Source organism: Pantoea phytobeneficialis (assembly GCF_009728735.1).
GTDB classification, from domain to species: domain Bacteria; phylum Pseudomonadota; class Gammaproteobacteria; order Enterobacterales; family Enterobacteriaceae; genus Pantoea; species Pantoea phytobeneficialis.
Genome location: NZ_CP024636.1, coordinates 4,320,206 through 4,332,738, shown reverse-complemented (window position 1 = coordinate 4,332,738; position 12,533 = coordinate 4,320,206). Strand labels below are relative to the sequence as shown.

Annotated in this window: 14 protein-coding genes; all 14 read right to left on the bottom strand. The window is 52.3% G+C overall.

What is annotated here, in order from left to right:
- Nucleotides 1-208 (bottom strand): transposase (locus CTZ24_RS20180; protein WP_208723780.1); only part of this gene is annotated, 208 nt, incomplete at its 3' end.
- Nucleotides 209-291: 83 nt separating this feature from the next.
- Nucleotides 292-489, bottom strand: coding sequence for a DUF8812 domain-containing protein (locus CTZ24_RS27000; protein ID WP_496198564.1), 198 nt, complete (start codon nt 487-489; stop codon nt 292-294).
- A 141-nt stretch (nt 490-630) separates the two neighbouring features.
- Entirely contained in the window at nt 631-2,460 is a 1,830-nt protein-coding gene (gene glmS, locus CTZ24_RS20175) for a glutamine--fructose-6-phosphate transaminase (isomerizing) (RefSeq protein WP_208724452.1), read from the bottom strand.
- 144 nt (nt 2,461-2,604) lie between these two features.
- Complete coding sequence (gene glmU, locus CTZ24_RS20170; RefSeq protein ID WP_021183632.1) at nt 2,605-3,975, bottom strand: bifunctional UDP-N-acetylglucosamine diphosphorylase/glucosamine-1-phosphate N-acetyltransferase GlmU; 1,371 nt, start codon at nt 3,973-3,975, stop codon at nt 2,605-2,607.
- A 221-nt stretch (nt 3,976-4,196) separates the two neighbouring features.
- Complete coding sequence (locus CTZ24_RS20165; protein WP_013511103.1) at nt 4,197-4,616, bottom strand: F0F1 ATP synthase subunit epsilon; 420 nt, start codon at nt 4,614-4,616, stop codon at nt 4,197-4,199.
- A 24-nt stretch (nt 4,617-4,640) separates the two neighbouring features.
- The gene (gene atpD, locus CTZ24_RS20160; RefSeq protein WP_021183631.1) at nt 4,641-6,038 is read right to left on the bottom strand and encodes a F0F1 ATP synthase subunit beta; all 1,398 of its coding nucleotides are present in this window, start codon (nt 6,036-6,038) and stop codon (nt 4,641-4,643) included.
- Between the two features lie 30 nt (nt 6,039-6,068).
- Nucleotides 6,069-6,935, bottom strand: coding sequence for a F0F1 ATP synthase subunit gamma (gene atpG / locus CTZ24_RS20155; RefSeq protein ID WP_021183630.1), 867 nt, complete (start codon nt 6,933-6,935; stop codon nt 6,069-6,071).
- A 52-nt stretch (nt 6,936-6,987) separates the two neighbouring features.
- Nucleotides 6,988-8,529 carry a F0F1 ATP synthase subunit alpha gene (gene atpA, locus CTZ24_RS20150; RefSeq protein WP_013511100.1) on the bottom strand — a complete coding sequence of 514 codons (1,542 nt, stop codon included), beginning with the start codon at nt 8,527-8,529 and terminating at the stop codon, nt 6,988-6,990.
- Between the two features lie 14 nt (nt 8,530-8,543).
- The gene (atpH, locus tag CTZ24_RS20145; protein WP_013511099.1) at nt 8,544-9,077 is read right to left on the bottom strand and encodes a F0F1 ATP synthase subunit delta; all 534 of its coding nucleotides are present in this window, start codon (nt 9,075-9,077) and stop codon (nt 8,544-8,546) included.
- Nucleotides 9,078-9,091: 14 nt separating this feature from the next.
- Nucleotides 9,092-9,562: a F0F1 ATP synthase subunit B gene (gene atpF, locus CTZ24_RS20140; RefSeq protein ID WP_013511098.1), complete on the bottom strand. Its 471-nt coding sequence runs from the start codon at nt 9,560-9,562 to the stop codon at nt 9,092-9,094.
- A 106-nt stretch (nt 9,563-9,668) separates the two neighbouring features.
- On the bottom strand, nt 9,669-9,908 hold the full coding sequence (gene atpE, locus CTZ24_RS20135) for a F0F1 ATP synthase subunit C (RefSeq protein WP_003849523.1): 240 nt from the start codon (nt 9,906-9,908) through the stop codon (nt 9,669-9,671).
- A gap of 50 nt (nt 9,909-9,958) precedes the next feature.
- Nucleotides 9,959-10,777 (bottom strand): F0F1 ATP synthase subunit A, encoded by an 819-nt coding sequence (gene atpB / locus CTZ24_RS20130; protein WP_013511097.1) that lies wholly within the window; start codon nt 10,775-10,777, stop codon nt 9,959-9,961.
- An 8-nt stretch (nt 10,778-10,785) separates the two neighbouring features.
- Nucleotides 10,786-11,166, bottom strand: coding sequence for a F0F1 ATP synthase subunit I (gene atpI / locus CTZ24_RS20125; protein WP_021183628.1), 381 nt, complete (start codon nt 11,164-11,166; stop codon nt 10,786-10,788).
- Nucleotides 11,167-11,879: 713 nt separating this feature from the next.
- On the bottom strand, nt 11,880-12,497 hold the full coding sequence (gene rsmG, locus CTZ24_RS20120) for a 16S rRNA (guanine(527)-N(7))-methyltransferase RsmG (protein ID WP_208724451.1): 618 nt from the start codon (nt 12,495-12,497) through the stop codon (nt 11,880-11,882).
- Nucleotides 12,498-12,533 lie beyond the last annotated feature (36 nt).

The following is a 12,533-nucleotide window of genomic DNA, read 5'->3' as shown; positions in this document are numbered from 1 at the left end:
GAACGACTTCTCCGCCTGAGGTCACGGCGGTCAGTGAGCCGTCTTCATATTGCCTGCGCCACTTGAAGATCTGATTAGCATTGATACCGTGCAGTCGTGCGACGTGAGACACGGTCATGCCCGGTTCCATAGTCTGCTGAATAATGGCAATTTTTTCCTGCGGAGTACGACGCCGACGTCGCTCAGGTCCTGATAACACTTCAACCATCTTATTATTCTGACTGGTGTTAAACATAGTTCCAAGACTACCTCTTATTTTAAGAGAGGCGAAGTGTCTGGTGATCTAAGGGGCTAATCTACAAGAACCGTGCGATATCCCAGTCCCTGATAAACAAGATCCACAATAATCTCACGGATGGCTTTATGTAAACTCAGCCATGGTGTCGCGTGTTGAACCACCGCAGCATAAGACTCATAGATTTTGCGCGCGCGTGAAGCATAGGATGGGTAAATAAGTTCGAACAGGCGAGCCTGAGATTCACGCGAAATAATGAATAGATTTTACAATGGAAGCAGTGCATCAATGATGAGAACAAAAATATTCCGCCCTCATGTCACAAACAAAAAAGGTTATGCATTTGAAAATGCATAACCCTTAAATAATCTGGATCAGATTAGCTAATAGCAGCCCTATTCAACAGTCACTGATTTCGCCAGGTTACGCGGTTGATCGACATCGGTGCCTTTAATCAACGCGACATGGTAGGAAAGAAGTTGCAGCGGCACGGTGTAGAAGATTGGCGCAATCACCTCTTCCACATGCGGCAGAGAGATAATCTTCATGCCATCGCTGTCGCTAAAACCTGCATCCTGATCGGCAAATACATACAGCAGACCGCCGCGTGCACGCACCTCTTCGATGTTGGACTTCAGCTTCTCCAGCAGTTCGTTATTCGGTGCTACCACGATTACTGGCATATCGGCGTCAATCAGCGCCAGCGGGCCATGTTTCAACTCCCCGGCCGCGTAGGCTTCCGCGTGGATATAGGAGATCTCTTTCAGCTTCAGCGCACCTTCCATGGCGATCGGATACTGATCGCCACGGCCAAGGAACAACGCATGATGCTTGTCAGAGAAACCTTCTGCCAGGTTTTCGATCACCTTATCCTGCGCCAGCATCTGCTCAATACGGCTCGGCAGCGCCTGTAACCCATGGACAATCTCGTGTTCGGTATCAGCAGACATGCCATGCAGGCGGCCCAGTTTCGCTACCAGCATCAACAACACGGTGAGCTGCGTGGTAAAGGCTTTGGTGGAGGCTACCCCGATCTCGGTACCCGCTTTGGTCATCAGTGACAAATCGGATTCACGTACCAGCGACGACCCCGCCACGTTACAGATGGCCAGCGAACCCAGATAGCCCAGCTCTTTCGACAGACGCAGCGCGGCCAGCGTATCGGCAGTTTCACCGGACTGTGACAGGGTGATCAGCAGGCTGTTTTTACGCACCGCCGATTTGCGATAGCGGAATTCAGAGGCAATTTCGACATCGCAGGGAATGTTTGCCAGTGATTCGAACCAGTAACGCGAAACCATACCGGAGTTGTATGAGGTGCCGCAGGCGATAATCTGGATATGCTCAACTTTGCTCAGCAGAGCTTCCGCTTGTGGGCCAAGTTCGCTGAGATCGACTTCACCGTGGCTGAAACGACCGGTTAAGGTGTTTTTGATCGCCATCGGCTGTTCATAAATCTCTTTCTGCATGTAGTGACGGTAAATCCCTTTGTCACCGGCATCATACTGGACGTTAGATTCGATCTCGGCGCGAGTTACCGGCGTGCCATTGCGATCGACAATAGTCACTTCGCGGCGGGTAATCTCAGCGATATCGCCCTCTTCCAGATAGATGAAGCGGCGTGTCACCGGCAGCAGTGCCAGCTGATCGGAAGCGATAAAGTTTTCGCCGACGCCACGGCCTACCACCAGCGGGCTACCGGAACGCGCGGCCACCAGCACGGAGGGATCGCGGCTGTCCATAATCACCATGCCATAGGCGCCGCGCAGTTGCAGGATCACCCGCAGCACCACTTCACGCAGCGAACCGCCTTGTTTCTGTTCCCAGTGCACCAGATGTGCCACCACTTCGGTGTCAGTTTCTGACGCGAATGAGTAACCGCGCTCAATCAGCTGCGCACGCAACGGTTCATGGTTCTCAATGATGCCGTTATGCACAATGATGATGTGCTCAGAGATATGCGGATGCGCATTGGCTTCTGAGGGTTCACCGTGGGTAGCCCAACGGGTATGAGCAATTCCGGTGCCGCCAATCAACGGCTGCTGTTCCGCCGCTTCTGCCAACTTTTGCACTTTACCCAAGCGACGCAGACGCGTCACATGGCCTTGACGATCAACGACGGCCAAACCCGCCGAATCGTAACCGCGATACTCAAGACGACGCAGACCTTCCAGCAGAATTTCTGCAATGTCGCGCTGTGCTACTGCACCAACAATTCCACACATAATAGTTTCCTGACTTCATGGCTTTCGGCCATTGCGTTGTCATCTGACCTGATATCCGGCATCGCCGGTTCCCCGAGCCTTGTAGAGAGTGGGGATGTAGTTATATTTACTGCTAACAGGCCGATCTTTGTCGGCCATTAAAAATTACTTTTTCTTTTCCGGGCGCTTCCAGCCCGCTTTCTGGTTCTGTTCTTTGCGGTTGTAAACCAGAACGGCGGCGGGTACGTCTTTCATCACTGTGGTGCCCGCCGCAATTGTCGCGCCACTGGCGACAGTCACCGGAGCCACCAGCTGGGTATCGGAACCCACAAACACGTTGTCGCCAATGATGGTTTTAGATTTATTCGCGCCATCGTAATTACAGGTGATGGTGCCAGCGCCGATATTCACATCGTCGCCAATCTCCGCGTCGCCAAGATAAGAGAGGTGACCGGCTTTGGAACCTTTTCCAAGGGTGGCTTTCTTCATTTCAACGAAGTTGCCAACGTGAGCCTTCTCTCCCAGTTCGCTTCCGGGGCGTAAACGAGCAAACGGACCAACGGTACAAGCCGCGGCCAGATTGGCATCCTCGATCACCGAATACGCGCTGATTTCACAATCATCAGCAATCACGCTGTTTTTGATGATACAACCCGCCGCAATTTTCACCCGATCGCCCAGGGTGACGTCGCCTTCGATAATCACATTGGTATCGATTTCAACATCGCGTCCGTGTTTTAACGTGCCACGCAGATCGAAACGTGCCGGGTCACGCAGCATCACACCTGCCAACAACAGTTTCTCGGCCTGTTCAGCCTGGTAAGCACGTTCCAACGCTGCCAGTTGCAGGCGATTATTTACACCGTCGGTTTCGCTGATGCGCGCCGGATGGACAGCCTGCACCAGACGCCCTTCCTGATGTGCCATCGCAATAATGTCGGTGATATAGAACTCGCCTTGCGCGTTGTTGTTATTCAACTGTGACAGCCAGCGTTTGAGATCACCACCGTTAGCAATCAGGATGCCGGTGTTAATCTCCTGAATCTTCAGTTGTTCGGGCGAAGCATCTTTTTGTTCCACGATCCCGGTAATGGTGTCGTTTTCACGCACGATGCGGCCATAGCCGGTGGGATTGTCGAGCACCACGGTGAGCAGACCGATGCCACCCGCAGGTTTAGCGCTACGCAGGCGCTGCAACGTTTCCAGGGAGATCAACGGAACGTCGCCGTACAGCATCACAATGTCTTCGTCATCTGCGAACCAGGGGGCTGCCTGCTGCATCGCATGCCCGGTGCCAAGCTGTTGCGCCTGTAACACCCAATTCAGGGTGTTACCAGAAAGCTGAGCTTTAAGTTGATCGCCGCCGTGGCCGTAAACCAGATGGATTTGCTGTGCGCCCAACCCGGTTGCAGCATCAATCACATGCTGGACCATGGGTTTTCCTGCCAGGGTATGCAGAACTTTGGGGAGATCGGAATACATACGGGTGCCCTTGCCAGCGGCAAGAATCACCACACTCATCGCACTTGTAGACATAACTATCCTGACTCTGTTTTAGCTTTCGAAAGTTTAAGGTTTACCTCTGAGATTACTACATTTTTCTCGGATCGAAATTAGAGGATGACGAAAGGCAGTGCGCAATAAATTGCGCCGCTACGGTATGTGCAAAATATCGCGTTGTTTTTATTTTTTCCGGAACCGCAGGCAAAAAAAATGCCAGCCCAATGGGCTGGCACTTCGTGACGCATAAAGCCTGATTACATCGCTTTTTTGGTCAGCTCGATAACACGCAGCTTCGCGATAGCTTTCGCCAGTTCGGCAGAGGCCTGAGCATAGTCCACGTCGCCGTGGCTGCTGCTCATGTGTTCTTCTGCTTTACGTTTCGCTTCCAGCGCGCGCGCTTCGTCGAGGTCTTCACCACGAATCGCGGTGTCGGCCAGAACGGTGGTGCTGCCCGGCTGAACTTCCAGCACGCCGCCAGAGAGGTAGATATACTCCTCTTCGCCGTGCTGTTTAACGATGCGAATCATACCAGGCTTGATGGCAGTCAGGAGCGGGGCGTGACCAGGGTAAATCCCCAGCTCACCTTCGCTACCTGACACCTGGATTTTCTGCACCAGACCGGAGAACATTTGTTGCTCCGCGCTGACAACATCCAGGTGATAAGTCATAGCCATATCATTCCTCCCGGGAAACCGTTATTACAGTTTCTTCGCTTTTTCCACGGCTTCGTCGATCGCGCCAACCATGTAGAAAGCCTGCTCTGGCAGATGGTCGAATTCGCCTTCCATGATGCCTTTGAAGCCACGGATGGTGTCTTTCAGCGTTACGTACTTACCTGGAGAACCGGTGAAGACTTCAGCAACGAAGAACGGCTGAGACAGGAAGCGCTGAATCTTACGTGCGCGTGCCACCAGCAGTTTGTCGTCTTCAGACAGCTCGTCCATACCGAGGATGGCGATGATGTCTTTCAGTTCCTGGTAACGCTGCAGCAGAGACTGCACGCCACGCGCAACATCGTAGTGCTCCTGACCAACGATCAGCGGATCCAGCTGACGGCTGGTAGAATCCAGCGGGTCAACGGCCGGGTAGATACCCAGGGATGCGATCTGACGGCTCAGCGTTACGGTTGAGTCTAAGTGGGCGAAGGTGGTCGCCGGAGACGGGTCAGTCAAGTCATCCGCAGGGACGTAAACGGCCTGAACGGAGGTGATTGAACCCGTCTTAGTGGAGGTAATACGCTCCTGCAACACACCCATCTCTTCAGCCAGCGTCGGCTGATAACCTACCGCTGAAGGCATACGACCCAGCAGTGCAGATACTTCTGTACCGGCCAGGGTGTAACGATAGATATTGTCGATGAACAGCAGAACGTCACGGCCTTCATCACGGAATTTCTCCGCCATGGTCAGACCGGTCAGTGCTACGCGCAGACGGTTACCCGGCGGCTCGTTCATCTGGCCATACACCAGCGCTACTTTGTCGATAACGTTGGAGTCAGTCATTTCGTGGTAGAAGTCGTTACCCTCACGAGTACGCTCACCCACACCAGCAAATACCGAGTAACCTGAGTGCTCAGCCGCGATGTTACGGATCAGCTCCATCATGTTTACGGTTTTACCAACACCCGCACCACCGAACAGACCGACTTTACCGCCCTTAGCGAACGGACACATCAGGTCGATAACCTTGATGCCGGTTTCCAGCAGTTCCTGCGAGTTAGACTGATCTTCATAAGAAGGCGCGGCGCGGTGAATAGAGGAAACCTCTACTGCGCTGCCGTCTTCTTCAACCAGGTCGCCTTTCATGTCGATCGGCTCACCCAGCACGTTCATGATACGGCCGAGGGTTGCTTTACCAACCGGAACCTGGATCGGTTTTTTCAGGTCGGCTACTTCCAGACCGCGCTTCAGGCCGTCAGAAGAACCCATGGCGATGGTACGAACCACGCCACCACCCAGCTGCTGCTGAACTTCCAGCACCAGACGAGCATCACCATTCTTAACCTCAAGAGCGCTGTACACTTGCGGTACGGCATCCTGAGGGAATTCGACGTCAACTACGGCGCCGATAATCTGGACAATCTTTCCAGCTGCCATCTTGAATCCTCTACCTAATTCCAAACCTGGTTAAACCGCGGAGGCTCCCGAGACGATCTCGGTAAGTTCCTGGGTGATGCTGGCCTGACGAGCTTTGTTGTAAACCAACTGCAGCTCTTTGATCAGATTTCCGCCGTTATCGGTTGCGGCTTTCATCGCCACCATACGTGCGGCCTGCTCACTGGCCAGGTTTTCCACCACACCCTGATAAACCTGCGATTCGACATAACGACGCAGCAGAGTATCCAGCAGCGCCTTCGGATCGGGTTCGTACAGGTAATCCCAGGTCTTCGCCTTCATCTCTTCTTCACCTTCCGCTGGCGGTAACGGCAGCAGTTGGGTAATGGTCGGAGTCTGAGACATGGTGTTATTAAATTTGTTGCTGACGATATACAGCTTGTCGATACGGCCTTCATCATAAGCCTGCAACATCACTTTTACCGGGCCGATCAGTTCAGACAGTGAAGGTTTATCACCCATGCCTGTGACCTGCGCCACGATGTTGCCACCAACAGAACCGAAGAAACCAAGCCCTTTTGAGCCGATAATCGCCAGATCGCTCTGTACGCCTTTATCAGTCCAGGCTTTCATTTCTGCCAGCACTTTTTTGAACAGGTTAATGTTCAAACCACCACAAAGCCCGCGGTCAGTCGAAACGACCAGGTAGCCGACGCGCTTAACGTCGCGCTCATCCAGGTAAGGGTGCTTGTATTCCAGATTGCCTAACGCAAGGTGACCAATCACTTTGCGCATGGTATCTGCATACGGACGGCTGGCCGCCATGCGTTCCTGCGTTTTACGCATCTTGGAGGCGGCGACCATTTCCATCGCTTTGGTGATCTTCTGCGTGTTTTTCACGCTTCCGATCTTGGTACGTATCTCTTTTGCGCCGGCCATTAGCTTCTCCTCAAAGCCTTGCGGCCTGCCTTTTCAGACAAGCCGCCAGACATTACCAGGACTGGGTTGCTTTAAACGTTTCGAGGAGGCCTTTCAGCTTCTCTTCGATTTCGTTGTTGTAGTTACCCGCCTGATTGATTTCAGCCATCAGCTCAGCGTGGTCGCGGTCAGCAAACGCCAGCAGCGCTGCTTCGAAGCTACCAATTTTTGCCAGCTCAACGTCGTTCAGGAAGCCACGCTCTGCAGCAAACAGCACCAGACCCTGCTGCGCAACGGACATCGGCGCATACTGTTTCTGTTTCAGCAGCTCGGTCACTTTCTGACCGTGGCTCAGCTGTTTACGAGTCGCATCATCCAGATCGGAAGCGAACTGAGAGAACGCAGCCAGTTCACGATACTGTGCCAGTGCAGTACGGATACCACCAGACAGTTTCTTGATGATCTTGGTCTGAGCAGCGCCACCAACACGGGATACCGAGATACCCGGGTTAACTGCCGGACGAATACCGGAGTTGAACAGGTTAGATTCCAGGAAGATCTGACCATCGGTGATTGAAATCACGTTGGTCGGAACGAACGCAGAAACGTCACCCGCCTGAGTTTCGATAATCGGCAGTGCAGTCAGTGAGCCGGTCTTACCTTTCACTTCACCATTGGTGAAACGCTCAACGTAATCAGCGGTTACGCGTGATGCACGCTCCAGCAGACGAGAGTGGAGGTAGAACACGTCGCCAGGGAATGCTTCACGACCCGGCGGACGACGCAGCAGCAGAGAAATCTGACGGTAAGCAACGGCCTGCTTGGACAGGTCATCGTATACGATCAGCGCATCTTCACCGCGGTCACGGAAGTATTCGCCCATTGCGCAACCCGCATACGGTGCCAGGTATTGCAGAGCAGCAGATTCAGAAGCAGAAGCGACAACGACGATGGTGTTAGCCAGTGCGCCATGCTCTTCCAGCTTACGTACCACGTTAGAGATGGTAGAGGCTTTCTGACCAATCGCAACGTACACGCATTTGATGCCTGAATCACGCTGGTTGATGATGGCATCGATCGCCATCGCGGTTTTACCGGTCTGACGGTCACCGATGATCAGCTCACGCTGGCCACGGCCGATTGGAATCATCGCATCGACAGATTTGTAACCAGTCTGAACCGGCTCATCAACGGACTGACGGTCGATAACGCCCGGTGCAATCACTTCAACTGGCGAGAAGCCGTCGTTGTCGATTGCGCCTTTACCGTCGATCGGAGCACCCAGGGTGTTCACTACGCGGCCCAGCAGGCCACGACCAACCGGCACTTCCAGAATACGGCCAGTACACTTAACCTTCATGCCTTCGGCGAGGTCAGCGTACGGACCCATCACCACCGCACCTACAGAGTCACGCTCGAGGTTCAGGGCGATAGCGTAACGGTTACCCGGCAGGGCAATCATTTCACCCTGCATGACATCGGCCAGGCCGTGTACGCGGATGATACCGTCACTTACAGAAACAATAGTACCTTCATTGTGAGCTTCGCTCACGACATTGAACTGAGCAATGCGCTGCTTGATCAGTTCGCTGATTTCGGTGGAATTCAGTTGCATATGCTCCAGTCCCCTTAAGACTGCAAGACGTCTGCCAGACGCTCAAGACGGCCGCGCACGCTGCCATCAATCACCAGATCACCCGCACGGATGACCACGCCTGCCATTACAGACTTATCAATTTTGCAATTCAGCTTAACTTTGCGTGACAGACGTTTTTCCATCGCGGCGCTGATTTTGGTCAGCTGGCTGTCACTCAGCGTACTGGCAGAAATCACATCAACTTCGGCTGTCGCTTCGTGAGCGTCACGCAGTTGAATGAACTGTTCCAGTACAGCCGGAAGCGCTGTCAAACGTCCGTTTTCCGCCATCACCTTAATCAGGTTCTGGGCGTATTCATCCAGTTGATCACCACAGACTGCGATGAAAGAAGCAGATAAAGCTTCTGGTGCTAAGGCACCAGCAAGGAGATCTGCCATCTGTTCGTTGCCAGCCACTTCTGCGGCAAACGCCAGCATATTTTGCCAGCGTTCAATACTTTGATGCTCAACAGCAAAGTCAAAAGCTGCTTTGGCGTAGGGGCGAGCTACAGTAATCAGTTCAGACATCAGCCCCTCCCTCCTTACAGTTCAGCGACCAGTTTATCAACGATGTCGCTGTTAGCAGCTTCATCCACGGAACGTTCGATGATCTTCTCGGCGCCAGCTAATGCCAGCAACGCGACTTGCTTACGCAGCTCTTCACGGGCACGCGAACGCTCGGCTTCGATTTCTGCCTGCGCCTGCGCCACGATGCGGTTACGTTCAGTTTCGGCTTCAGTTTTCGCTTCGTCCAGAATCTGCGCACGGCGTTTGTTCGCCTGCTCGATAATGACCTGGGCTTCTTCTTTGGCTTTTTTCAGCTGGTCGGTCGCATTGGCCTGCGCGAGATCCAAATCTTTCTTCGCGCGTTCAGCAGAAGCAAGGCCGTCAGCAATTTCTTTCTGACGCTTTTCGATGGCAGCCATAATCGGCGGCCATACGTACTTCATGCAAAACGCGACAAACAGGATGAACGCGATGGCCTGGCCGAGGATTGTTGCATTAATGTTCACAGCACAATGCCTCTTATTAAGTTAACTTGCTCTGCCGTTATCAATGATAAGCGGCAGAATCCGTTTCTCACCACACCGGGTGCCGTGAGAAACAAGGCTACAGGCTTTAGGCGACAGCAAACATCACGTAGAGACCCAGACCAACAGCGATCATCGGGATAGCATCCACCAGACCCATTACAACAAAGAACTGCGTGCGCAGCAGAGGAATCAGATCCGGCTGACGCGCTGCGCCTTCCAGGAATTTACCTCCGAGGATGCCGATACCGATCGCAGCACCGATTGCCGCCAGGCCCATCATCACAGCGGCAGCCATGTACAGCAGATCCATATTCAGGTTTTCCATGACAGTCTCCAGTTTGTTTCAGTTAAAAGCTAAGTAGTTGAGATAAAAAATCAATGTTCTTCAGATGCCATCGACAGATAGACGATCGTGAGGACCATGAAAATGAAAGCCTGCAGCGAAATAATCAGGATGTGGAAAATGGCCCACGGCACATTTAACACCCACTGCGACCACCACGGCAGCAGACCGGCAATCAGGATAAAGATCAGCTCACCCGCATACATGTTACCGAACAGTCGCAGACCGAGTGAAACCGGTTTGGACAGCAGGCTAACACCTTCAAGAATCAGGTTGATGGGGATGAAGATCGGGTGATTAAAAGGCTGCAGCGTCAGCTCTTTGGCGAAGCCACCTACACCTTTCATTTTGATGCTGTAGAACAGAATCAAAATAAATACGCCCAACGCCATAGACAGCGTGATGTTCACGTCTGCAGACGGCACGACACGCAGCGCCGGCAGGCCTAAATAGTGCTCGCCGATAAACGGCAGCAGGTCGATAGGCAACAGATCCATGAAGTTCATCAGGAAGACCCAGACGAAAATCGTCAGAGCCAGCGGGGCGATAAGTTTGCTTTTACCGTGGTACATGTCGCGCACGTTGTTATCAACGAAACCGACAACCAGTTCGATAGCCGCTTGTAATTTCCCTGGCACACCGCTGGTGGCGCTTTTTGCCACTTTACGGAACAACACCAGGAAGATAAGTCCCAGCACCAGAGAGAAAAACATGGAATCGATATTTAATACCCAGAACGTCGCGGGAGCGTCGTGCGGATTCACTAACTCGAAAGTACGCAGGTCCAGCTGAAGGTTATTCAGGTGGTGACCTATGTATTCTTGCGGAGTAGAGATTTCTCCTGCAGCCATGATGCCTCTTACCCTTTGTTGTTAATTACAGCCGGTGCGACGATCTGCACCACCAGCACCGATAACCAGGTGATTGCGAGAGGCCAGAAGACCGCTCCAAACACACCCAACGCCACAATGAGAAAAATAATGGTGGCGAACACCTTTAACACTTCACCGAAGGCGAAGCTCCAGGCTACGCGCCCTTTGGCCGGTGTTTGCCCCTGCAGGCGCCAGGCTAAAAACATAAACAACACATTCGGCAGCCAGGCTGCCACTCCACCGGCGATGGCGGAGGCACCCCAGATGACATCTTTCAGGGTAAACAACGCACCGATTACGACAAAAGTCACCAGCTGAATAAGCAGCACGGTTCGGGCCAATTTCACACTGTAAAGAGACACTGACATGGTGCTGAACTCTCCTGCCCCAAACGGGGTATGTCGCGTGTCGTATAAGACTGCCTTTACTCATTTGAGTCAAGCAGCAAAAGCCGTGCAAATTATACGGGCCGCACCTGCGATTTCAATCGCTAAGTAGCGAAAAGGTGAACAATTATTTAAATTTCTTTCCGGAGGGCTATTTCTCAAAAGATTCACATCCAGGATAGAGGGATTCAGCAGGTGAAATTGCGCCTGCTGCTTGCTTTTAAAGCGTGCTTCAGATCACATTATAAGCATGTGGGCAAGATGTGATTTTGTTTTGAACAAAGAAATATCGATTTCAAAGCAGGTGCAACTTCATATTTTTCAGAAAGATAAAATTATATTCATGCCACATCGACTGGATTAACGATAAAAACACTCTATTGACATCTCCCGGCGCAATAAAAACGTAAAACTGATATTACGTACGCCGATTTATTGCAGAGTTATATTTTCCGGCGTGACTATTGTTTTCCGTAAATACACCCAGAGAAGTGATCTAACTGATAATAAAATGTGAATTAAACGTTAAATGTAACAGAGCTTTTCGGATAATTTCTAATGGGAATGTTAACTCACTTCCCCTGCCCTGCTGAATAAATCTCTTTATCGTCCAGCGTTCGATTGCTGTTTTTTTATCCACCCGGTGGAGTAACTCAAAGGGTATGGATTGGTATTAATCCATACCCTTTTAGGGGCTATTGCCGGGCAATGACCACCAAATGACGCTCACCGTCCAGTTCCGGCACCTGCAACGGATAAATCTGCTGCACCACAAAACCCGCCGGTAAGGTTGTAATTTCATCATCCGGGCGGACGCCTTTCAGGGCGTAGAAGTGACCTTGCGCCGAAGGCAGATGATGACACCAGTTCACCATATCCTCAAGTGAAGCAAAAGCACGGCTGATCACGCCATCAAAAGGCGGCTCAGCCGGAAACTCTTCCACACGGCTCTGCACCGGGGTAACGTTAGTAAGTCCTAACTCATGTTGAACCTGGCGCAGGAAACGTACGCGCTTACCCAGACTATCGAGCAAGGTAAAATGCGCTTGTGGACGCACAATCGCCAACGGAATACCCGGTAATCCAGGTCCGGTTCCCACATCAATAAAGCGCTCCCCCTGTAAATGCGGCTCAACCACAATACTGTCGAGAATATGGCGTACCAGCATTTGCTGTGGATCGCGCACCGATGTCAGGTTGTAGGCCTTATTCCATTTATGCAGCAACTCAACATAACCAACCAGTTGTTGTTTTTGTTGATCGGAGAGGGAAATGTTTGCCGCTTTCAGCAGCGCGGAGAGTTTGTTAATCACGACGAGAATTCCATTAACGGGGGCGAGCCGGCCCGC